The organism is Kitasatospora sp. NPDC088391 (assembly GCF_044753345.1).
GTDB lineage: Bacteria > Actinomycetota > Actinomycetes > Streptomycetales > Streptomycetaceae > Kitasatospora.
The window spans coordinates 707,703-728,034 of the sequence record NZ_JBIVNB010000003.1 but is presented as its reverse complement, the minus strand read 5'-3'; the positions used below and the strand labels follow the sequence as shown (position 1 = coordinate 728,034).

General features: G+C 73.1%; 20 protein-coding genes. 4 read left to right on the top strand and 16 right to left on the bottom strand.

What is annotated here, in order from left to right; all coding sequences use genetic code 11:
• Positions 1 to 49: 49 nt before the first annotated feature.
• The 4 genes from ACIQBJ_RS12000 to ACIQBJ_RS11985 all read right to left on the bottom strand — a co-directional run bounded on the left by ACIQBJ_RS12000 (position 50) and on the right by ACIQBJ_RS11985 (position 5,346).
• A complete protein-coding gene (locus tag ACIQBJ_RS12000) occupies positions 50 to 1,753 on the bottom strand; it encodes an NAD(P)/FAD-dependent oxidoreductase (protein WP_400707636.1) in 1,704 nt (567 codons plus the stop codon).
• Positions 1,754 to 1,820: 67 nt separating this feature from the next.
• Positions 1,821 to 3,293: an FAD-dependent monooxygenase gene (locus ACIQBJ_RS11995; protein WP_400707633.1), complete on the bottom strand. Its 1,473-nt coding sequence runs from the start codon at positions 3,291 to 3,293 to the stop codon at positions 1,821 to 1,823.
• Between the two features lie 157 nt (positions 3,294 to 3,450).
• Positions 3,451 to 3,849 carry a pyridoxamine 5'-phosphate oxidase family protein gene (locus ACIQBJ_RS11990; RefSeq protein ID WP_400707630.1) on the bottom strand — a complete coding sequence of 133 codons (399 nt, stop codon included), beginning with the start codon at positions 3,847 to 3,849 and terminating at the stop codon, positions 3,451 to 3,453.
• 15 nt (positions 3,850 to 3,864) lie between these two features.
• Complete coding sequence (locus ACIQBJ_RS11985) at positions 3,865 to 5,346, bottom strand: MFS transporter (protein ID WP_400707627.1); 1,482 nt, start codon at positions 5,344 to 5,346, stop codon at positions 3,865 to 3,867.
• 158 nt (positions 5,347 to 5,504) lie between these two features.
• Between ACIQBJ_RS11985 and ACIQBJ_RS11980 the strand changes: the two genes are divergently transcribed.
• Entirely contained in the window at positions 5,505 to 5,888 is a 384-nt protein-coding gene (locus ACIQBJ_RS11980) for a winged helix-turn-helix transcriptional regulator (protein WP_400708143.1), read from the top strand.
• A 25-nt stretch (positions 5,889 to 5,913) separates the two neighbouring features.
• On the opposite strand, the gene ACIQBJ_RS11975 is transcribed toward ACIQBJ_RS11980, so the two are convergent.
• The 3 genes from ACIQBJ_RS11975 to ACIQBJ_RS11965 are packed head-to-tail and all read right to left on the bottom strand — an operon-like array spanning position 5,914 to position 8,230.
• On the bottom strand, positions 5,914 to 6,438 hold the full coding sequence (locus ACIQBJ_RS11975) for a flavin reductase family protein (RefSeq protein WP_400707624.1): 525 nt from the start codon (positions 6,436 to 6,438) through the stop codon (positions 5,914 to 5,916).
• A gap of 14 nt (positions 6,439 to 6,452) precedes the next feature.
• Positions 6,453 to 7,790, bottom strand: coding sequence for a cation:proton antiporter (locus ACIQBJ_RS11970; RefSeq protein WP_400708141.1), 1,338 nt, complete (start codon positions 7,788 to 7,790; stop codon positions 6,453 to 6,455).
• Positions 7,790 to 8,230: a nuclear transport factor 2 family protein gene (locus tag ACIQBJ_RS11965; RefSeq protein ID WP_400707621.1), complete on the bottom strand. Its 441-nt coding sequence runs from the start codon at positions 8,228 to 8,230 to the stop codon at positions 7,790 to 7,792. The genes ACIQBJ_RS11970 and ACIQBJ_RS11965 overlap by 1 nt, the downstream gene beginning before the upstream one ends.
• Positions 8,231 to 8,431: 201 nt before the next feature.
• Between ACIQBJ_RS11965 and ACIQBJ_RS11960 the strand changes: the two genes are divergently transcribed.
• The 3 genes from ACIQBJ_RS11960 (at position 8,432) to ACIQBJ_RS11950 (ending at position 11,003) form a co-directional block, all read left to right on the top strand.
• Positions 8,432 to 9,127, top strand: a complete 696-nt coding sequence (locus ACIQBJ_RS11960; RefSeq protein WP_400707618.1) for an antibiotic biosynthesis monooxygenase — start codon at positions 8,432 to 8,434, stop codon at positions 9,125 to 9,127.
• A 125-nt stretch (positions 9,128 to 9,252) separates the two neighbouring features.
• Positions 9,253 to 10,194: an aromatase/cyclase gene (locus ACIQBJ_RS11955; RefSeq protein WP_400707615.1), complete on the top strand. Its 942-nt coding sequence runs from the start codon at positions 9,253 to 9,255 to the stop codon at positions 10,192 to 10,194.
• 2 nt (positions 10,195 to 10,196) lie between these two features.
• Positions 10,197 to 11,003: a 4'-phosphopantetheinyl transferase family protein gene (locus ACIQBJ_RS11950; RefSeq protein ID WP_400707612.1), complete on the top strand. Its 807-nt coding sequence runs from the start codon at positions 10,197 to 10,199 to the stop codon at positions 11,001 to 11,003.
• Between the two features lie 78 nt (positions 11,004 to 11,081).
• Here ACIQBJ_RS11950 and ACIQBJ_RS11945 read toward each other — a convergent pair whose 3' ends face one another.
• The 9 genes from ACIQBJ_RS11945 to ACIQBJ_RS11905 form a co-directional block, all read right to left on the bottom strand.
• Positions 11,082 to 11,339: an acyl-CoA carboxylase subunit epsilon gene (locus tag ACIQBJ_RS11945; RefSeq protein WP_400707609.1), complete on the bottom strand. Its 258-nt coding sequence runs from the start codon at positions 11,337 to 11,339 to the stop codon at positions 11,082 to 11,084.
• Positions 11,336 to 12,904: an acyl-CoA carboxylase subunit beta gene (locus ACIQBJ_RS11940; protein ID WP_400707606.1), complete on the bottom strand. Its 1,569-nt coding sequence runs from the start codon at positions 12,902 to 12,904 to the stop codon at positions 11,336 to 11,338. Before ACIQBJ_RS11940 ends, ACIQBJ_RS11945 begins: the two co-directional genes overlap by 4 nt.
• Positions 12,904 to 14,244 carry an MFS transporter gene (locus ACIQBJ_RS11935; protein WP_400707603.1) on the bottom strand — a complete coding sequence of 447 codons (1,341 nt, stop codon included), beginning with the start codon at positions 14,242 to 14,244 and terminating at the stop codon, positions 12,904 to 12,906. Before ACIQBJ_RS11935 ends, ACIQBJ_RS11940 begins: the two co-directional genes overlap by 1 nt.
• Positions 14,245 to 14,247: 3 nt before the next feature.
• Positions 14,248 to 15,147 (bottom strand): alpha/beta hydrolase, encoded by a 900-nt coding sequence (locus tag ACIQBJ_RS11930; protein WP_400707600.1) that lies wholly within the window; start codon positions 15,145 to 15,147, stop codon positions 14,248 to 14,250.
• Positions 15,144 to 16,622, bottom strand: coding sequence for an FAD-dependent monooxygenase (locus tag ACIQBJ_RS11925; protein WP_400707597.1), 1,479 nt, complete (start codon positions 16,620 to 16,622; stop codon positions 15,144 to 15,146). The genes ACIQBJ_RS11930 and ACIQBJ_RS11925 overlap by 4 nt, the downstream gene beginning before the upstream one ends.
• Positions 16,623 to 16,642: 20 nt before the next feature.
• Positions 16,643 to 18,133 (bottom strand): FAD-dependent monooxygenase, encoded by a 1,491-nt coding sequence (locus tag ACIQBJ_RS11920; protein ID WP_400707594.1) that lies wholly within the window; start codon positions 18,131 to 18,133, stop codon positions 16,643 to 16,645.
• Entirely contained in the window at positions 18,130 to 19,074 is a 945-nt protein-coding gene (locus tag ACIQBJ_RS11915) for an aromatase/cyclase (RefSeq protein ID WP_400707591.1), read from the bottom strand. The genes ACIQBJ_RS11920 and ACIQBJ_RS11915 overlap by 4 nt, the downstream gene beginning before the upstream one ends.
• Positions 19,075 to 19,120: 46 nt before the next feature.
• Positions 19,121 to 19,915, bottom strand: coding sequence for a 3-oxoacyl-ACP reductase FabG (fabG, locus tag ACIQBJ_RS11910; RefSeq protein ID WP_400707588.1), 795 nt, complete (start codon positions 19,913 to 19,915; stop codon positions 19,121 to 19,123).
• A gap of 145 nt (positions 19,916 to 20,060) precedes the next feature.
• The gene (locus ACIQBJ_RS11905) at positions 20,061 to 20,327 is read right to left on the bottom strand and encodes an acyl carrier protein (protein WP_400707585.1); all 267 of its coding nucleotides are present in this window, start codon (positions 20,325 to 20,327) and stop codon (positions 20,061 to 20,063) included.
• Positions 20,328 to 20,332 lie beyond the last annotated feature (5 nt).

The window sequence follows — 20,332 nt, the reverse complement described above, 5'->3', positions numbered from 1 at the left end:
TCCCAGGGTTGCGAGGAGGAAAGGGGATTGACGGAGGATCAGGAGGCGGTCAGGAGACCTTCTTGCCGCGCAGACCCTGCCGGACGACGCCCTTGAGGAAGGACCGGCCCAGGTCGCGCATCTCCTTGGGACCGGAGGTGCTCGCCCACCACATGAACTTCATCATCGTGGGGGTGGTGGCCCGGTAGAACCGGTGGCTCTCGTCGTCCTTCCAGCCGAACGGCGTGTTGACCGACTCGCAGTCGCGGATGCCCTGGAAGACGATGTCGGCGGCGGTGTCGCCGTCGATCTCGCCGGCCTCGAAGCGCTCGCAGGTCTCGGCGGTCAGGTCGATCAGGTGCTTGAACGCGTGGCTGTCCGGCCACCACAGCCCGGTGTACGGGGCGTTCTCCATCTCCTTGAAGTGGCGGTCGTCGCCGTCGAACTCGAAGTTCTGCCGGGCCATGATCTGGCGCATGGTGGCCGGGGTGGTGAAGCAGGCCCAGACCCGGAACACCGCGTTCCAGAGCCGGAAGTGCGAGAAGGCGATGTAGGAGCTGTTGACGATCTTGTCGTTGTAGTCCAGCAGGCCCTGCTCCAGCTTCTCCACGTAGGCGAAGCGCTCCTCGGTGAAGTCGTTCTCGCGCAGCGCGTCCAGCACCCGCCAGGCCAGGGCGTCCACCACCTCGAAGGTGTTGGACAGGCCGCGCGAGTACAGCGGGTCGATGAAGCCCGCGGCGTGCGACATCAGGCACCAGCGGGCGCCGACGGTGCGCTTGGAGGAGTACTGGATGCGGTCGGTGGAGACCCACTCGCGGACCCGGCGCGCACCCTCGAACTGGCGCTTCACCGCCGGGTACATGTCCAGGTACTTGTTGAACTCCTGCTCCGGCGTCAGGTCGGTCGGCTTCGGGTACAGCCGCTCGTCGAAGGTCAGGCCGACGCTGCACAGCGGGTTGCGGGAGTCCTGGTAGTTGTCGAACGGGATGATCCAGAACCAGCCGCGCTCGATCAGGTGGTGCAGGGTGCCGCCGTGGAACGGCGACTCCTCCGGCGGGCGCAGCGCCTGCGGGTAGTTGCACACGTCGTCGTACGGCTTGACGCCGATGTAGTGCGTGAACAGCGAGCGGGCGTGGTGCTTGACCCGCGACGGGGTCTCCCGCAGGTCGAACTTCTGGGCCAGCGGGGAGCGGAAGCCGCTCGCGTCGATCAGGTACTTGGCGCGGAACACCTCGCCGTTCTTGCCGGTGATCGTCACGCCGTCGTCGTCCACGTCGACGTCGGTCGCCCACCAGTTCTGCCGCAGCTCGCAGCCGTACTTGGCGGCGACGCCCAGGTAGTACGAGTCGGTGTCCTGGCGGTAGAGGTGGATCGCCTCGGTGAGCATCTTCGGGATCACGAACATGGTCGCCTCGCGCGGGTCCGGCTCCCGGTCGGGGGTGTGCCGGACGAAGCCGAAGGACTGCTTGCGGCCGTGGTGCGGGCCGATGTTCTCGGTGATCGCCTTGACGTCGAGCATGTACTTGATCTCGGGCACGTCGTAGCGGGTGGCCAGGATGTTCAGCCACTCGACGAGCTGCGGGTTCTGCGACTCGCCCACGGCGAACCGCGGGTGCTGGCCGGCGTCTATCAGGGCGACCTTGACGCCCTGGCGGGCCAGGATCGCGCCCATCACGGACCCGGCCAGGCCGGAGCCCAGGATCGCCACGTCGCACGGGATGGGCTCGGCGGCCTCGGGGGCCGGCTTCTTCGCTGCTTCGGTGTCGGTCGGCACGACGGCACTCCTTCGTCGGGTTCGGTTCGGGCGCGGGCGCTGCGTCCCGCGGTCGGGGGCGGTCGGGTCAGCCGGCACGGCGGGGCTCGCCGAACCAGGTGCCGAGCGCCTCGGCCAGGCCGGCCGGCGAACCGTCCTCGGACGCCCAGGCCACGTAGCCGTCGGGGCGGACCAGCAGGGTGAGCGCGGCGCGCTCGTCGGCGGCCTCGGCGGTGACCACGTCGACCCGGTCGGCCCACGGCGCGGCGACGTCCCGCAGCTCCGTGCCGCCGGTCAGGTCGAGCAGCAGCGGGCGGGCCGCGTGCAGCAGTTCGTAGCGGCTGCTCGCCGCGGCGTCGACGGTCAGCGCGGCGTCCGGGAGGCGGCGGCCGACCAGCGGGTGGTCGCCCTCGGCGGAGCCGTAGTCGATGTCCAGGCCGGTGACCATGCCGACCAGGTGGGTGCGGACGTCCTCCAGCTCGACCAGTTCGGCGAACAGGCCGCGCAGCGGGTCGGCCTCCGGGCCGCCGAGGTACAGGGTCCGCTGGACCAGGGTGTTCCAGACGATCCGGGAGCCGACCAGGTGGCGCTCGGCGTGGTAGGTGTCGAGCAGGCCCTCGGGGGCGTGGCCCTTCAGCTCGGCGGCGAGCTTCCAGCCCAGGTTGACCACGTCGCCGACGGCGGCGCTGATGCCCTGCGCGCCGATCGGCAGGTGGATGTGGGCGGCGTCGCCGGCCAGGAAGACCCGGCCCTGCCGGTAGTGCTCGGCGTGCCGGGAGGCGTCGGTGAAGTAGCTGGTCCACAGCGGCTTCGCGGCGCTGATGTCCTCGCCGGTGACCCGCTGGAACGCCTCGGCGACCTCGGTGAAGGTCGGCGGCTCCTGGGTCGGGCGGACCCCGGCGCCGCGCTCGTACACCACCACGCGGGTGGCCTGCGGGCCGAGCGGCAGCACCACGACCATGCCGGCCTCGCCGACCTCGCCGGTCGGGCGGAGCTTGAGCTGCACGCCCGCGACGTCGGCCATCTTCATCTCCATGGTCGCCGAGGCGCCCGGGAAGTCGATGCCGGCCTGCTTGCGGACGGTGGAGCGGGCGCCGTCGCAGCCCACCAGGTACTTGGCGCGCAGGGTCAGCGGGCCCTCCGGGCCGGCCACCTCCACGGTGACGCCCTCGGCGTCCTGGGCCAGGCCGGTCAGCTCGTGGCCGCGGCGCAGGTCGGCGCCCAGGCCGACCGACCACTTGTGGACGATCGCCTCGGTGCGGGACTGCGGGACGCCGCGGACGCCGAAGTTGCCGCCCTCGACGATCCGGTAGTCGATCGGCAGGCCGCCGAAGTGGCCGAACGGAATGGTCTCCAGTTCACCGAACTCCTGGAGCAGGCCGCGCTGGTCGAATTCCTCGATGGTGCGGGCGGAGAATCCGAGAGCACGGGACTGGAGCATCGGCTCGGTCAGCTTGTCCAGGACGATGACCGAAATTCCCTGCAGACGCAGTTCGCCTGCCAGCATCAATCCGGCAGGACCGGCCCCGGAAATGATGACCTCGGCGTCGAGCGGTTCCATTATTTCCCCTCCGACTGGTGTTTCTCCCAGTATTCCGAGGGGCCCGGCGAGACTGAATAGCCGCCGATACAGGACTCTGACAAGTTCGTCAGAGCGGGCCCAACGCAGTGAGGAGGACGCCGGAATTCCGGCATCCTCCTCACGGTGCGCTGTTCGATCAGTACAGGCCCATCGCCTTCGTGACCGCGATCTCGATCACCGCCATCCGCGGCACCCGGGGCGGCAGCGCCCCGTAGCGGTCGGCGTAGCGGCGCATGCCCTCCAGCACCCGGGCCGGATCGGTGTGGACCTCGGCGGTCCCCTCCAGGGTGATCCACCGGGGACCGGCCAGCTGGCAGACCGACACGGGGGCGGACGGTCCGCCGGCGATCACGTTCCGGGCCTTGCGGCGGTCCTCCACCGTCATCACCCGGGCGGTGCGGGTGACCGGGTCCCAGGTGAAGCGGACCGGCGCCACGTGCGGGGTGCCGTTCGGACGGATCGTGGTGAAGGTGCACAGGTGGTTCTCGGCGAGGAAGTGCTCGGCCGCCCGGGAGAGTCGGAGCGTGGTGGGCATCGCGCCGTCCTCCCGTCAGCCGCGCGGCACCGGCGGCTCGCCGGTGGCCTTGGTGAAGGGCAGCAGGACCGCGGTGACCACGAGGGCGACCGCCGCGAACACCCCGCCGACCAGGAAGGCGTCGTGGAAGACCTCGGTGCGGGCCTGGTTGACCAGCTCCGGGACGCCGTGCGCCTTCTCGGTGAGCTCGGCGACCCGGCGGAAGGCCCAGGTGGCGGCGACCGCGAGGCCGAGGGCGCCGCCGACCTCCTGCGCGGTGTTGATCAGGCCGGCCGCCAGGCCGGACTCCTTCTCCTCGCTGCCGGCGAAGGCCGAGACCTGCACCGGGACGAAGGAGGCGCCGAGGCCGAGGCCCATCAGGGCGAAGGCGGGCAGGATGTCGGTCAGGTAGGAGGCGTCCGCCGGGGCGCGGAACAGCAGCAGCATGCCCGCGGTGGCCAGGGCCAGGCCGACCATCAGGACCGGCTTGGCGGCGACCTTGGTGACCACCTGGGAGGCGACGCCGGCGCCGACCGCGGTGAGCAGGGCGAGCGGCACGTAGGCGAAGCCGGTGCGCATGGCGGAGTAGTTCAGGACCTGCTGCAGGAAGAGCGAGGCGAAGAAGAACAGGGTGACGCAGGTGCCGAGGAGCAGGATGGCGATCACGTTCGCGGCCCGCAGCGACTTGCGGCGGAAGATCGAGAACGGGATCAGCGGGTCGGCGGCGCGGCGCTCGATCACCACGAAGGCGACCAGCAGGGCGATCACCAGGGCGAAGCCGCCGTAGATCCGGGCGTAGGGCAGGTCGCCGTCGGAGACGGTCTGGCCCAGGGTGAAGATCAGCAGGATCAGGGCCGCGGTGAGCGAGACGGCGCCCGCCACGTCGAAGGAGCGGGCCCGCTCGGAGGACTTGCTCTCGCCGATCACCTTGGGGGCGATCAGGGCGCCGATCAGGCCGATCGGGACGTTGATGAAGAAGACCCAGCGCCAGCCGGGGCCGTCGGTGAGGATGCCGCCGAGGGTGACGCCGACGACCGCGGCGAGGCCGGAGAGCGCGCCCCACGCGCCGAGCGCCTTGTTGCGCTCGGCGCCCTCCTCGAAGTTCACGGTGAGCAGGGAGAGCGCGGAGGTGGCGATGAAGGCCGCGCCGAGACCCTGGGCGCCGCGGGAGGCGATCAGCATCCAGGCGTTCTGGCCGATACCGGCGACCAGCGAGGCCAGGGCGAAGAGGACCAGGCCGACCTGCAGCATCCGGCGGCGGCCGATGGTGTCGGCGAGCCGGCCGGACAGCAGCAGGAAGCCGCCGAGGACCATGCCGTAGGTGGTGACCACGTACTCCAGCGTGGTCTGGGAGATGTGCAGCTCGTCCTCGATGGTCGGCAGGGCGACGTTGACGATCGAGACGTCGAGGAAGGTCATGAAGCCGGCCAGGCAGAGGAACGCCAGGATCAGGCCGGGGCGGCGAACCGGCCCGGCCGCGGGGGCGGCCGGGGTCCGCAGGGTCTCTTGCACGGACATCTCACTCCTTGGAGACGCGTAGGGCTGGGTCTGGGGATGGAGCGGGGTCGCTTGCTATTGGAAAGCTAGCACCCTTGGTAAAGTAGGTACCTAGAGGAAAGTGACTAGCGGGAGGATGTGAGGCCGTCATGCAGGACGAACCCACGACGGGCGGGGCGATGACGTTGCGGGCCGGGCACGGTCCGGCGGGCGGCGGCGTGCAGGCCTGTCCGATCACGCCGGTGCTCGACATCGTCTTCAGCCGCTGGACGACGCCGATCCTGTGGACGCTGAACCAGTTCGGGCGGCAGCGCTTCGTCGAGCTGCACCGGAACATCGGCGCCATCACGGCGAAGGTGCTCACCCAGCGCCTGCGCCAGCTGGAGCGGGACGGCCTGGTGGTGCGCACCTACCACCCGGAGGTGCCGCCGCGGGTCGAGTACGAGATCAGCGAGCTGGGCCGCAGCCTGGCCCCGCTGTTCGCCGCGCTCACCGACTGGTCCTCGGAGCACCTGGTGGAGGTGGAACGCGCCCGCGCCGCCTTCGACGGCGCCGACGCCTGACCGCGGCCCGCGCACGCCCCGCCCCCTAGCGCGCCGAGGCGGCGGCCAGGCCCCGCATCGCGCCCTGGAAGAAGATCAGCGGGGCCTCCGGCTCCTCCGCGCTGGCCAGGCCGATCACCTCGCCGAGCAGTATCGAGTGGTCGCCGCCGTCGTACTCGGCGGCCAGCCGGCACTCCAGGTGCGCCAGCGCCCCGTTCAGCACCGGCTGGCCGGACGGGGCGCGGTGGTGGTCCACCTCGTCCAGCCGGGCGGTCTGCTTGCCCGCGAACGCCCAGGCCAGCCGCTCCTGCTGGTGCGTCAGGAAGTTCACCGTGAAGCCCTGGGAGCGCTGGACCACCGGCAGCAGCCGGGAGTTCTCGTGCAGGCAGATCAGCACCAGCGGCGGCTCCAGGGAGACCGAGGTGAAGGAGTTCACCGTGGTGCCGGCCGCGCCCTCGTCGTCGCCCGCGGTGATCACGGTGACGCCGGTGGCGAAGTGCCCGCAGACCTGGCGCAGCGCCGCGCCGTCGATCTCCGGGGGCAGGGGTTCGAGTTGCGTCTCGTGGATCACGACAGACCTCCTGGTCAGACCCGCGGCTCTACGGCGTCCGCGAGGGATTCGGATCGATCGGTGTCGGCCCGCCCCGCCCGGCGCACCGGGACGGAAGGGGTTTCGGCCGCGGGGCGGCGGGACAGCAGCGGCCCGGCCATCGCGGTGGTGACCAGCGCCATGATCACGAGCATGGTGAACATCCGGCCGTCCAGGACGCCCAGGCTGACGGCGGCGTTCAGGATGATCAGCTCGGTCAGGCCGCGGGTGTTCATCAGCAGCCCGAGGTCGAACGACTCCCGCCAGGAGAACCCGGCGAGCCGGGCCGGCAGCAGCGCGCCGGCGAACTTGCCGACGCAGGCCACCAGCACGATCGCGGCCAGCGCGAACCAGTCGCCGGAGGTCAGCGCGCCGAGGTCGACGCCCAGGCCGGTGATGATGAAGAACACCGGCAGCAGCACGACGCTGACGTTCTCCAGCGGGCGGCGGGCGTGCTCGATCAGCACCCGGGCGGGCTCCCGGGGCATCACGAAGCCGAACAGGAAAGCGCCGAAGATGGCGTGGATGCCGATCCAGGTGGTCGCCCAGGCCGACACCATCGCGCCCGCGCAGAGCACCGCCAGCAGCAGCGACCAGCGCTCGGCGGCGGCGAGCCGCCACATCAGCCGGGCCGCGGCGGGCCGCACCACCAGCAGCATCACCGCGAGGTAGACCACGCTGTACGCGCCGATCCGGACCAGGCCCGCGTAGTCGCCGTCCGAGGTGACCAGCGCCGACACCCAGGCCAGCAGGCACCAGGCCAGCAGGTCGTCGATGGCGGCGGCGCCCAGCGACAGCGTGCCGACCCGGCTGCCCATCAGCCGGTTCTCGGTGATGATCCGGGCCAGCACCGGGAAGGCGGTGATGGACATCGCGGTGCCGAGGAAGGTGGCGAAGGCGGAGAACGGGATGGTCCTGCCGGCCACCGTCATGTGCTCCGGGTAGAGGAACACCGCGAGGCCCGCGCCGAGGCCGAAGGCCAGCGCGATGGAGAGCAGCGACACCCCGGCGGCCATCTTGGCGTGCGGCCTGATCAGGCGCTGGTCGAACTCCCAGCCGACCAGGAACATGAACAGCACCAGGCCGACCTGGGAGACGGCGGACAGCAGCGGCCGCACGTCGGTCGGGAACAGCTTGTGGGTCAGGTCGCCGGGGAGCAGGCCGAGCAGGCTCGGGCCGAGCGCGATGCCGGCCAGGATCTCGCCGACCACCACCGGCTGCCGCACCCGCCGCACCAGCCGGCCGAACAGCGCGCCGACCAGCAGCACCACGCCGATGTCGGCGAGCATGGTGGCCAGCCGCAGGTCCGTGCCGGAGGCGGCGGAGGCGAGCATCACGACGGCCTCCCCGCCGGTGCCCCTCTGGTCCAGAGCACCTTGAACTCCAGCGCCGCCAGCCGCCAGCCGGCCCCGGTGCGGACGGCCAGCGCGGTGGCCAGCGTCCCGGCCTGGAACATCGGGTCGCCCTCGGTGCCCGGGTGGTGGACGTGGCTGGCGATCACGTTGGCGCGCAGCACCGCCCGGTCCGGGCCGGAGCGCTCCAGCACCGCGGAGGAGCCCAGGTGCTGGTGGGCGGCGAACTTGTCGAGCGAGGCCCGGTGCCACTCGACCATGCCGTCGATGCCGCGGTGGCCGCTGATCGGGAACGCCACCCGGGCGTCCTCGGTGAACAGCGCGCGCATCCAGTCGTCGTCGATCTTGTCGTCGTCCAGGCCGATCAGATAGCGGTCCAGCAGGGCCCGTATCTCGGATTCTTCTTCCCATGGAGGCTGCATTCTCCGAGGATGCACCGAGGTCTCCCGCGCGCGACAGCCGCTTTTCACATTCCTGACAGAGTGCGGAACCCTCCGTGACACGGCCGCTCCGACCTTGGCAAATACACCGGCAGTCCTGAAAGGACGGGCCTTTCCGATCGCCCCGCGGACTTGTCAGACTTTCATTCGACCGCCGTTCCAGTCGACGAAAGCGATGAGAGAATGCCGAAGATCTCCGCCGATGGCCAGCACCTCACCGTCCTGAACGTTTTTGCGACCGACGCACCGGAGAAGCAGGAGAAGCTGCTCGCCGCGATGCGCGAGATCGTGGACGCGGCGACCTACGAGGGCTGGATCTCCAGCACCGTGCACTCCGGCCAGGACAAGTACGGCACCTGCAACTTCATCCAGTGGCGCAGCACCGAGGACCTGGAGACCCGCTACCAGGGCGAGGAGTTCAAGCACCGCACCCTGCCGCTGTTCGGTGAGATCACCACCTCGATCCGGCTGCTGCAGAACGAGATCGCCTACACCCAGCAGAAGGACTCCGCGGACGGTCTCACCGAGATCTCCCCCGACCGCGACGACTACACCGTGGTCGACCTGATCGGCGTCGAGGAGGCCGACCAGGAGGAGCTGATCGAGGTGCTCGGCGCCGGCCAGGAGTGGCTGTCCGGCGTCCCCGGGTACCGCACCCACACCGTGCTCCGCGGCCTGCGGGCCCGCGGCCTGGAGGGCAAGTTCGTCGTCCAGTACGCGCAGTGGGACAGCGAGGAGGCGTTCCGCGCCCACCGCGACCTGGCCGAGGACGCCAAGTCCCCGGAGCGCCAGAAGGCCGACGCCCGGGTCGCCGAGCTCGCCACCTGGACCGACCAGAACACCTACCGGGTGGTCCACACCCGCGCCGCCGGGGTCTGACCCCGGACGGCGGGTCGGCCCGCCCCGAAACCGGCCGCTGCCTGGTCCCCCCTCCAGGCAGCGGCCTTTCGGCGCATCACCGCCCGGTGGTGCGCCGCACTCCATCACGGAACTGAGGACGCACAGTGACCCTGCAGATCACCGAAGTACGCCACACCGCGCACGAGATCGAGATCGCCGTCCCGGCGGAGACCGTCCACCGGCTGCTCGCCGAGGTGGTGGAGTGGCCGCGGATCTTCCCGTCGGTGCTGGCCGTCGAGCACGAACCGGCACCGGCCGGCGAGCAGCGGCTGCGGATCTGGGACGTCGTCGACGGGGCGCCGCGGGAGCGGCCGCTGCGCCGGATCGTCGAACCGGACGCGCTGCGGATCAACTTCCAGGAGTTGCGGGCCGAACCGCCGGCCACCGCGCTCGGCGGGGCCTGGCTGGTCGAGCCGGTCGACGGCGGCCGCAGCCGGGTCCGGCTGCTGCACGAGTTCCAGGCCGCCTCGGAGGCTGACCTGGAACTGCTGCACGCCCGGGTCGAGGAGTTCGGCCGGACCGAACTCGCCGGTCTGAAGCGGAACGTGGAGTTCGCGCACGCCGCGGAGGCCGCCACGTTCTCCTTCGAGGACACCGTCGAGATCCACGCCGAACCCGGACAGGTCTACGACTTCATCGACCGCGCCGACCTGTGGGCCGAACGCCTGCCCCACGTCGCCGCCGTCCGCCTCACCGAGGACACCCCCCACCTCCAGACCCTCGAGATGGACACCCGCGCCAAGGACGGCTCCACCCACACCACCAAGTCCCACCGCGTCACCACCCCCGGCGAACGCATCGCCTACAAGCAGGTCACCCTCCCCGCCCTCCTCGCCCTCCACACCGGACGCTGGACCTTCACCACCACCGGCAACGGCACCACCACCGCCACCTCCCAACACACCGTCACCCTCCACACCGACCGCGTCACCCAGATCCTCGGCCCCCACGCCACCCTCGCCGACGCCCGCACCTACGTCCACGACGCCCTCTCCACCAACAGCCGCGCCACCCTCCAGCACGCCAAGACCCACACGGAGGGCTGACGTTGACGACCACCCGACCCCCGCACGGGGCGCGGGACCCGCTGGACATCTGGCTGCTGCCGCCGCCGGACTCCCCGCGGGACATCCCCGCCACCGAGCTGAACGCGTACGAGCGGCACCGCGCCGAGTCCTACCGGCGCCCCGACGACCGGCGGATGTACCTCGCCGCGCACGTCGGCCTGCGCCGGGTGCTCGCCGTCTACACCGGCATCGACCCGGACCGGCTCCGGCTGGGCGGTGAGCGGTACGACGGCAACGGCGCCCGGCAGGGGCGGCCGCGGGTGCTCGGCGTGCCGGGCGCGCCCGAGTTCTCGCTGTCGCACAGCCACGGGCTGGCCCTGGTGGTGGTCTCCGCCGAACGGGTCGGCGCGGACGTCCAGCGGCTGCCGTCGCCGGCCACCGTGGCGGCCTGCCTGCCCTCGCTGCACCCGGCCGAGCGGGCCGAGCTGGACGCGCTGCCGGAGGCCGAGCGGCCCTCGGCGTTCGGCCGGCTCTGGGTCCGCAAGGAGGCCTACCTGAAGGGCCTCGGCACCGGGCTGGCGCGCGGCGCGGACGCCGACTACCTGGGCGAGGCGGGCCTCGCGGCCCGCCCCGCCGGCTGGGTGGTCGGCAACCTGCCGCTCTGCCTGTCGCACATCGCCGCGGTGGCGCTGCGCGGCAACGGCGACCGGCCGATCGTGATGCGGTCGGTCCCGCCCGAGTACCTGTACGCGGCCCACGGCGCGGTGGAGCTGATCGGCGGCATGCCGCCCGGTCTGCGCACCGTGCTGCGGGCCGACCCCGCTTCGGCCCGGGCCACCGCGCCCTGACCGGAAACGCCCGAAGGGGCGCGGAGTTCGGGTGAACTCCGCGCCCCCTCGACGTGGCCGGTCGGATCTGACGCGCGCTCAGGCCACCGCCTGCCAGCTGCGCGGCCCCTCGAAGCCGGGCACCCGCTCGGGCCGCCACCACAGCGGCTCCGGCACGCAGCCGGCCTGCTCGGCGACCAGGCGGGCGGCCCGGTCGACGGCGCACCGGGCCAGCAGCACGGCGGTCAGCACCGCCAGTTCCTCCTGGCTCGGCGAGCCGTGCTCGACCCGCAGCAGCGACTCGACGTGCAGCACCTCGTCGCCCGCGCCCCCGCCGGGGCCCAACAGGGCGCTCACTGGGGCGGGTTGCCGTGCTTGCGGCGCGGCAGCTCGGCGTGCTTGGTGGTCAGCATGGCCAGCGACCTGGCCAGCATCAGCCGGGTCTCGCGCGGGTCGATGACCTCGTCGATCAGGCCGCGCTCGGCCGCGTAGTAGGGGTGGACCAGTTCGCGCTTGTACTGGTCGATCTTCTCCCGGCGCATCTCGTCCGGGTCGGCGGCCGCCGCGATCTCGCGGCGGAACACCACGTTGGCCGCGCCGTCCGCGCCCATCACGGCGATCTCGTTGCCCGGCCAGGCCAGCGCCACGTCGGCGCCGATCGAGCGGGAGTCCATCACGATGTACGCGCCGCCGTACGCCTTGCGCAGCACCACCGACACCCGGGGCACGGTGGCGTTGCAGTACGCGTACAGCAGCTTCGCGCCGCGGCGGATGATGCCGTCGTGCTCCTGGTCGACGCCGGGCAGGAAGCCGGGGACGTCCACCAGGGTGACCAGCGGGATGTTGAAGGCGTCGCAGAACTGGACGAACCGCGCGCCCTTCTCGCTGGCCTTGATGTCGAGGACGCCGGCCATCGCGATCGGCTGGTTGGCGACGATGCCGACGGTGCGGCCGTCGATCCGGGCCAGCGCGCAGACGATGTTCTGCGCCCAGAAGGCGTGCACCTCCAGGTACTCGCCGTCGTCGACGAGCTCCTCGATCACGGTGCGGATGTCGTAGGAGCGGTTGCCGTCCGCCGGGACCAGGTCGAGCAGCGCGTCCGCGGGCCGGTCCGCCGGGTCGGAGGCCGCCGCGACCGGCGGCAGCTCCCGGTTGTTGGCGGGCAGCAGCGACAGCAGGTAGCGGACCTCGGCCAGGCAGCTCTCCTCGTCGTCGTGGACGAAGTGCGCGACACCGGAGGTGCCGGCGTGCACGTCGGCGCCGCCGAGGCCGTTCTGGCTGATCTCCTCGCCGGTGACGGCCCGCACCACGTCCGGGCCGGTGATGAACATCTGCGAGATGTCGCGGACCGCGAACACGAAGTCGGTCAGCGCCGGGCTGTAGGCCGCGCCGCCCGCGCACGGGCCGAGCATCACGGAGATCTGCGGGATCACGCCGGACGCCTTGGTGTTGCGCTGGAAGATGCCGCCGTAGCCGGCCAGCGCGCTGACGCCCTCCTGGATGCGGGCGCCCGCACCGTCGTTGAGCGACACCAGCGGCGCGCCGGCGGCGATCGCCATGTCCATCAGCTTGTGGATCTTCTGCGCGTGGGCCTCGCCCAGCGCGCCGCCGAACACCCGGAAGTCGTGCGCGTACACGAAGACCGTGCGGCCGTCGACGGTGCCCCAGCCGGTGATCACGCCGTCGCCGTAGGGTTTGCGGCGCTCCAGGCCGAAACCGGTGGCCCGGTGCCGGCGCAGCGACTCCACCTCGGTGAAGCTGCCCTTGTCCAGCAGCAGGTCGATCCGCTCACGGGCGGTCAACTTGCCCTTCTTGTGCTGCCGTTCGGTCGCCTGCGGGTCCTCCCCCTCGCGGGCGGCGATCCTGCGTCTGGTCAGCTCCTCCAGCGGACCGGGCGACTCGGTGGTGAGTACGGCTTCCATCAGCTTTTCTCCATTTCCGAGACGGATGTCGGGACGGGTGTCGTTGTGGGTGTCGATGCGGTCGAACGCGCCGGGGGGACGGGGACCGTGACGGAGCGGCCCCGTCCCGCCGACAGCAGGGGGAGGGCGGCCAGCGCGACGGCCAGGCCCCCCAGACAGAGACCGACCCGCACACCCAGCCGCTCGGCCACCAGGCCGAACAACAGCGCGCCGAGCGGGGTCGACCCCTGCAGGATCAGGGTGTAGAGCGCCATCACGCGGCCCCGGAGGGCCGGCGCGCTGCCGAGCTGCACGCGGTGGTTGGCGGCCTGCGCGAAGTACACGGCCGCGAACCCGGTCAGGACGAGGGCACCGGCCGCGACGGCGGCGCTCGGCGCCAGGCCGGTGCCGACCTCCAGCAGGCCCAGCGCCAGCGCCGCGCCGGCCACCGCGCGCGCCGCCGGACGTCCGGTGCGCATCGTGGTGGCCAGCGCGGCGGCCAGCGACCCGGCCGCGAACGCCGTTGACAGCAGCCCGAACGCGGCCGGGTCGTCGTGGAACCAGCCCTTGGCGAGCAGGGGCAGGCTCAGCTGGAAGGTGAACGCGAACACGCCGGCGGCGGCCAGCAGGCCCAGCACGGCGAGCAGGTCGGGCCGTTCGCGGACGTACCGCAGCCCGTCCACCACCCGCCCGGCCCGGCCGGGCCCCGGCCCGCGCAGCAGCTCTGCGGGCCGGATCAGCAGCAGCCCGGCGACGGTGCCGGCGTAGCTGACGCCGTTGAGCAGCATCACGCCGCCCGGGCCGAGCGCGCCGATCAGCACCCCGGCCAGCGCCGGTCCGGCGACCCGCGCCACGTTGAAGTAGGCGGCGCTCAACGCCGAGGCGTTGGGCAGCAGTTCGGGGCCGACCAGCTCGCTGACGAAGGACATCCGGGTCGGCACCTCGACGGCGTTGACCACGCCCAGGCCGAGCGCGCAGGCGTACACCGCGCCCAGCCCGGCGGCGCCGGTCAGCACCGGCACCGCCAGGGCCAGCGACAGCGCCGCCGAGGCCAGGTTGGCCGCCACCAGCAGCCGCCGCTTGTCGTGGCGGTCGGCGAGCCGGCCGCCGTACAGCGTCAGCAGCGCCATCGGGGCGAACTGCAGGGCGGTGACCGTGCCCAGGGCGGTGGCGGAGTCCCCGGTGAGCGAGAGCACCAGCCAGTCCTGGGCGGTGGCCATCATCCAGGTCCCGGCCACCGACACCACCTGGCCGACCGCGAACAGCCGGAAGTTGCGCACCCCCAGCGAGCGGAACGGCGCGGCGGCGGCCCCGCGGGCGGCCCTGCGGGCGGTTCGGAGGACGGTGGTGGACCTGGGCATCGATCAGCCGCCCGCCGCCGCGCCGGCCGCGCGTCCGGCCAGGCACTCCTCGAAGAAGGACAGCGCCTGCAGGTGGTAGGCCCGGGCGGTCCAGCCCAGGCTGATGTTGTGCCCGGCGTCCCGCTGCCGGTGCACCGAGACCGCCGGGGCGGACGCGAACTGCGCGGCCAGCTCGGCGAGTTCGCCGTCGTCGTGGCGCCACCAGAGCTCCACCTCGGCGAAGGTCAGCCGGACCGGCACCCGGACCCGGGCGGCCAGCTCGGCGAACCGGCCGGGCCACTGGGCGGCCTCGGCGCGCTCGCGCGGCGGCATCGGGTGGACCATCGCGTCGGCGTCCCGGAAGGTGTTCGGCGGGTAGTAGCGCAGCGCGCCCCAGTTCCGCCGCCAGTGGGCCTTCTGCGGGGCGGTGTTCAGCAGGTCGGGGTCGACCGCGTAGTCCCGGCCCAGCCCGGACACGTCCAGGCCGAGCAGCGGCGGCGCGTCGGCCGGGGCCGGCTCGGCGGCGTAGGTCAGCGCCAGCTTGCCGCCGAAGGAGTGCGCCAGCAGGAACACCCCGGCGCCGACGGCGTGTTCGCGGGCGTACCGGGCCATCGCGGCGTGCAGGTCGCCGCCCTGCTCGGCCAGCGAGCGGCCGCCGGGGGCGGCGGCCGCGGAGTCGCCGTAGCCGGGCCGGTCCACGGCCAGCACCGCGTACCCGAGGTCGGCGCCCAGGGTGAGCAGCGACAGGTCGGGGTGGGCCTGGCCGTGGAAGTAGCCGGCGCTGGTGCCGCCGCCGTGCACGGCGAGCACGGTGGCTCGGGGCGGGCCGACCGGCTCGGCGAGCAGCGCGGACAGCGTCAGCTCCCCGCCGGGCAGGGCGATCCGCCGGACACCGGGCCGGGGCGGGGCGGCGACGGTGGTCATGCCGTCTCCGCCGGGCCGAACCAGCGGGTCAGGGCCGCTTCGAGGTCCTCGGCGCCGGTGCCGGCCCAGGCCACGTAGCCGTCGGGGCGGACCAGGACGGCGCTCGCCCCGGCCACCGCCCACGGGTCGCGCAGGGTGCCGGTGACGGTGTCGACCCGGTCCTTCCAGGCGGCGGCGACGGCGCGCGGCGCCTCGTCGTCGGCGAGGTCGAGCAGCACGCCCTGGCCGCGGTGCAGCAGCGCGGGGGTGCGGACCTCGCCCGCGGCGGTCTCCAGCACCCGCGGGGGCAGCCGGCGGCCGGTCAGCGGGTGGGCGTCCTCGGCCGCCGGGTAGGCGATGTCGAGGTGGCCGACCCGGCCGGCGAGCAGCCGCTTGACCGAGTCGTGCCGGCCGATCAGCTCGGCCATCAGCTCGCGCAGCGGCTGCGCCTCGGGGCCGCCGAGGTAGATGCTGCCCTGGGCCCGGGTGTTGGCGAGCAGCCGCTCGCCGACCGGGTGCCGCTCCGCGTGGTAGCTGTCGAGCAGCGCCCCGTCGCCGTGGCCGCGCAGCACCGCGGCGAGCTTCCAGCCGAGGTTGGCGGCGTCCTGGACGCCGGTGCTCAGGCCCTGGCCGCCGGCCGGGAGGTGGATGTGGGCGGCGTCGCCGACCAGCAGCACCCTCCCCCGCCGGTACTCGGTGACCTGTCGGGTGGCGTCGGTGAAGTTGCTGACCCAGTCCGCGCCGCCGCCGGAGATGTCCTCGCCGGTGAGGCGCTGCCAGGCGGCGGCGACCTCGGCGAAGTCGGTCTGCTCGGTGCGGTCGGCGGGCGGGGTGCCGTGCTCGCAGACGATGATCCGGTCGACGTCCTCGGCCAGCGGCGCGGCCATCACCATGCCGCCGGGCACCCGCTCGCCGAGCGGGCGGGGCTTGACGGCGCAGCCGACCACGTCGGCGAGGTACATGCCGCGGGTGGCGGGGGTGCCGGGGAAGTCGAACCCGGCGGCCCGGCGGACGGCGCTGTGGCCGCCGTCCGCGCCGACCAGGTAGCTCGCCCGCAGCCGGTGCTCGACGCCCTCGTGGGCCAGGGTGGCGGTGACGCCGTCGGCGTCCTGCTCCAGGCCGAGGAACTCCCAGCCGCGGCGCAGTTCCGCGCCGAGTTCCAGCGCCCGCTCCTCCAGCACCTGCTCGGTGCGGGACTGCGGGATGCCGCGGGCGCCGAAGTGCCCGTCGGGCAGCACCGTGTAGTCGAAGACCACGCCGCCGAAGTGGCCGAGCGGGCTGGTCTCCAGGCCCTCGAAGCGGTCGGCGAGGCCGCGCTGGTCGAAGGTCTCCAGGGCGCGGGCGGTGAAGCCCAGGCCGCGCGACTGGCCGGTGGGGGCGGGCAGCTTCTCCACCACCAGGACGCGGGCGCCGCCGAGGCGCAGTTCCGCGGCCAGCATCAGTCCGGCCGGTCCGGCGCCGACGACGATGACGTCGGCGTCGATCTCCCCGTTCATCTCTTCCTCCTGATACGTGGTCAGTGGTGTGCGGCGGGCGGGCCGAACCAGCGGCCGAGGGCCTCGGCGAGGCCGTCGGGGTGCTCCCCGGCCCAGGCGACGTGGCCGTCGGGGCGGACCAGCAGGGCCTCGCGGGCGGGCAGCGGGCCGTCGGCGGCGGGTGCCGCGTCGGCCAGGTCGACCCGGCCGGCCCAGGGGCGGACGGCCTCGCGCAGGTCGAGGCCCGCGGGCAGCAGCAGGCCGCGGCCGGTGCGGAGCAGTTCGGCGCTGCGGACGGCGGTGCCGTCGGGGCGGTGCAGCGCGGTGTCGGGCAGGCGGGCGCCGAGCAGCGGGTGCCCGGTGCCGGCGGTGCGGTAGGCCAGGGCGGTGCCGGAGATCACGCCCGCCAGGTGGGCGCGGACGGGTTCCCGCCGGAGCAGTTCGGCGAGCAGCGCCCGGAACGGCTCGGTCCCGGGGTCGCCGAGCAGCAGCGCGCCCTGGGCGTCGATGTTGGCGAGCACCTGGCGGCCGACCCGGTGCCGTTCCTCGTGGTAGCTGTCGAGCAGGTCCTCGCCGGCGTCGCCGCGGACCGCGGCGGCGAGTTTCCAGCCGAGGTTGAAGGCGTCCTGCAGGGCCAGGTTGAGGGCCTGGCCGCCGCTGGGCATCTGCCGGTGGGCGGCGTCGCCGGCGAACAGCACCCGGCCGTGCCGGTAGGCGGCGAGCTGGCGGTGGGCGTCGCCGAAGGCGTTCAGCCAGTGCGGTTCGCCGCCGGAGATGTCCTCGCCGGTGACGGACCGCCAGACCTCGGCGACCTCGGTGAACGCCGGGTCCTTGCCGTCCCGGTCGGCGACCGGCCGCCCGAACCGGTGGACCATCACCCGGGTGAGTCCGGCCCGGGTGGCGGCGATGGCCAGGCCCCGGGGCAGCCGCTGGAAGCGGCGGTCGGGGATGTCGAGGCCGGTGACGTCGGCGCGCAGCAGTTCGTGCTCGGCGTCCCGGCCGGGGAAGTCGGGGTCGGTGAGGCGGCGCACGGTGCTGTCCTCGCCGTCGCAGGCGACCAGCCAGCGGGCGGTGACGGACACCGGCCCGTCGGGGGTCTCGGCGTCGACCCGGACGGTGTCGGGGCCGGGCCGCACGGCGGTGACCCGGTGGTGGCGGCGCAGGTCGGCGCCGAGCGCCACCGCCCGGTCCTGGAGCAGCTGTTCGGTGCGGCCCTGCGGGACCTTCCACTGCCCGGGGTGGGGCCCGGGCAGGGTCAGGTCCAGCGGGAGGCCGCCGAAGTGGCCGCGGGGCTCGTTCGGCGGGGTGCCGAGTTCCTCCAGCAGGCCGCGGGCGTCGAGGATCTCCATGGTCCGGGCGTGCAGGGTGGTGGCCCGGGACTCGGTGGTCGGCCCGTCCCGCTCGTCCAGGACGGTCACCCGGGCGCCGCCGAGGCGCAGTTCGGCGGCGAGCAGCAGCCCGGCGGGGCCGCCGCCGACCACGGCCACATCGGTGTCGGCCGGCGCGGCGGCCGGGTCCGGGCTCCGGGTCATGACCGGGTGCCGCCCTCCGCGAAGGCCTTCGCGTGCTGGAGGGTGGCGCGGCTGTTGGTGGAGAGGGCGTCGTGGACGTAGGTGCGGGCGTCGGCGAGGGTGGCGTGGGGGCCGAGGATCTGGGTGACGCGGTCGGTGTGGAGGGTGACGGTGTGCTGGGAGGTGGCGGTGGTGGTGCCGTTGCCGGTGGTGGTGAAGGTCCAGCGTCCGGTGTGGAGGGCGAGGAGGGCGGGGAGGGTGACCTGCTTGTAGGCGATGCGTTCGCCGGGGGTGGTGACGCGGTGGGACTTGGTGGTGTGGGTGGAGCCGTCCTTGGCGCGGGTGTCCATCTCGAGGGTCTGGAGGTGGGGGGTGTCCTCGGTGAGGCGGACGGCGGCGACGTGGGGCAGGCGTTCGGCCCACAGGTCGGCGCGGTCGATGAAGTCGTAGACCTGTCCGGGTTCGGCGTGGATCTCGACGGTGTCCTCGAAGGAGAACGTGGCGGCCTCCGCGGCGTGCGCGAACTCCACGTTCCGCTTCAGACCGTCCAGTTCGGAGCGGCTGTTGCGGTCCACCGCCTCGTCGATCCACAGCAGGTCGTGCGGGTCGTCGTTGATCGCCCGGTAGTCGTGCAGCAGCCGGACCTTGCACTTCCCGCCGTCCAGCGGCTCGATGATCCAGGTGCCGGCCATCGCGGCGACCGGCGGCGCCGGGATCTCCTGGCGGAAGCCGATCCGCAGCGCCTGCGGGTCGAGGTCGCGGTGCGAGGTCCAGTTCTTCGGCTGGCCGTTGGCGGTGGCCGAGATGTGGATGCGCTCCTGGCCCTCGCCGAGGTCCTCGCGGTCCACGTGGATGGTGGGCGGGAAGATCCGCGGCCAGTTCTCGACCTCCGCGATCAGCCGGTAGACGGCCTCCGCGGGGGCGTCCACCGTGATGTCGTGCTCGACCTGACGGGTCGTCATTGCTGGGTTCCCCTCCGAGTTCGGTGCTGCCGGGTGCAGAAGCGGATCAGAAGTTGCCGAGGCCGCCGCAGACGTTGATGGCCTGCGCGGTGATCGACGAGGCCGGGTCGGAGGCGAGGTAGGCGACCATGCCGGCGACCTCCTCCGGAGTGGAGTAGCGGCCCAGCGGGATCTTCGACTGGAACTTCTGCAGGATCGCGTCCTCGGTGGTGTCGTAGGCGGCCGCGTAGCCCGCCCGCACCCGGTGCGCCATCGGCGTCTCGACGTAGCCGGGGCAGACCGCGTTCACGGTGATCCCGGTCGGCGCGAGCTCGTTGCCGAGCGCCTTGGTGAAACCGACCACGCCGTGCTTCGACGCGGAGTACGGGGCGCCCAGCACCACGCCCTGCTTGCCGGCGGTGGAGGCGATGTTGATGATCCGGCCCCACGGCTTGTGCCGCAGCCCGCCGGTGGTCAGCACCTCGCGGGTCAGCCGGAAGACGCTGGTCAGGTTGGTCTCCAGGACGTCGGCCCACAGCTCGTCGGCGATGTCGGCGGTGACGCCGCCACCGGACCGGCCCGCGTTGTTGACCAGCACGTCGACGCCGCCGAAGCGGTCCACCGCGGCCTGCACGAAGGCCGTCGCGGACGCCTGGTCGCGGACGTCGAGCACCGCGCCGTCGGCCTCGAACCCGTCCTGCTGCAGCTGCTTGACGGTGGCGGCGACGTTGTCGGCGTCACGGGCGCCGATGAACACCCGGTGCCCGGCGGCGGCCAGCGCCCGGGCGGACGCCAGGCCGATGCCGCTGGTGGCGCCGGTGACCAGGGCGACCCGGCCGTGGGCGGAAGGGGAGCTGGACATGCTGTTCCTCTCGGGAGAGCCGCGCCGGGTCCGGCGGTGTGGGGCCCGCCGGACCCGGACGACGGCGGAAGGGAGTGTCGGGAGTGCCGACCGCCGCCCGGAGGGCTGTGCTCGGGAAGTGTGGCGGCGGCCGTTCGGAAATGACTCAGGCGGCGGTGAAGTGCCGGTTGACCGCGTCGATCAGGGCCCGCGGGGTGTCGACCTCGCTCAGCAGGTCGTCGTCGAGCGCCACGCCGAACTCGCGCTCGATCCGGCTGCCGGTCTCCAGCAGGGCCAGCGACTCGTAGCCGAGCACCTCGAACTGCACGTCGAGGATCTCGCCGTCCAGGTCGACGCCCTCGTCGGCGCCGGCCGCCTCCAGCAGGATGCGACGCAGGTCCTCAAGGGTGAACTCACGGGTGGAAGTGGACATCTGAC

Excerpts from the sequence above, each read along its gene's own strand:
- ACIQBJ_RS11995 (WP_400707633.1), bottom strand. The coding sequence starts at position 3,293 with ATGGAACCGCTCGACGCCGAGGTCATCATTTCCGGGGCCGGTCCTGCC.
- ACIQBJ_RS11990 (WP_400707630.1), bottom strand. The coding sequence starts at position 3,849 with ATGCCCACCACGCTCCGACTCTCCCGGGCGGCCGAGCACTTCCTCGCC.
- ACIQBJ_RS11985 (WP_400707627.1), bottom strand. The coding sequence starts at position 5,346 with ATGTCCGTGCAAGAGACCCTGCGGACCCCGGCCGCCCCCGCGGCCGGG.
- ACIQBJ_RS11980 (WP_400708143.1), top strand. The coding sequence starts at position 5,505 with ATGACGTTGCGGGCCGGGCACGGTCCGGCGGGCGGCGGCGTGCAGGCC.
- ACIQBJ_RS11970 (WP_400708141.1), bottom strand. The coding sequence starts at position 7,790 with ATGCTCGCCTCCGCCGCCTCCGGCACGGACCTGCGGCTGGCCACCATG.
- ACIQBJ_RS11965 (WP_400707621.1), bottom strand. The coding sequence starts at position 8,230 with ATGCAGCCTCCATGGGAAGAAGAATCCGAGATACGGGCCCTGCTGGAC.
- ACIQBJ_RS11960 (WP_400707618.1), top strand. The coding sequence starts at position 8,432 with ATGCCGAAGATCTCCGCCGATGGCCAGCACCTCACCGTCCTGAACGTT.
- ACIQBJ_RS11940 (WP_400707606.1), bottom strand. The coding sequence starts at position 12,904 with ATGGAAGCCGTACTCACCACCGAGTCGCCCGGTCCGCTGGAGGAGCTG.
- ACIQBJ_RS11935 (WP_400707603.1), bottom strand. The coding sequence starts at position 14,244 with ATGCCCAGGTCCACCACCGTCCTCCGAACCGCCCGCAGGGCCGCCCGC.
- ACIQBJ_RS11930 (WP_400707600.1), bottom strand. The coding sequence starts at position 15,147 with ATGACCACCGTCGCCGCCCCGCCCCGGCCCGGTGTCCGGCGGATCGCC.
- ACIQBJ_RS11925 (WP_400707597.1), bottom strand. The coding sequence starts at position 16,622 with ATGAACGGGGAGATCGACGCCGACGTCATCGTCGTCGGCGCCGGACCG.
- ACIQBJ_RS11920 (WP_400707594.1), bottom strand. The coding sequence starts at position 18,133 with ATGACCCGGAGCCCGGACCCGGCCGCCGCGCCGGCCGACACCGATGTG.
- ACIQBJ_RS11915 (WP_400707591.1), bottom strand. The coding sequence starts at position 19,074 with ATGACGACCCGTCAGGTCGAGCACGACATCACGGTGGACGCCCCCGCG.
- fabG (WP_400707588.1), bottom strand. The coding sequence starts at position 19,915 with ATGTCCAGCTCCCCTTCCGCCCACGGCCGGGTCGCCCTGGTCACCGGC.
- ACIQBJ_RS11905 (WP_400707585.1), bottom strand. The coding sequence starts at position 20,327 with ATGTCCACTTCCACCCGTGAGTTCACCCTTGAGGACCTGCGTCGCATC.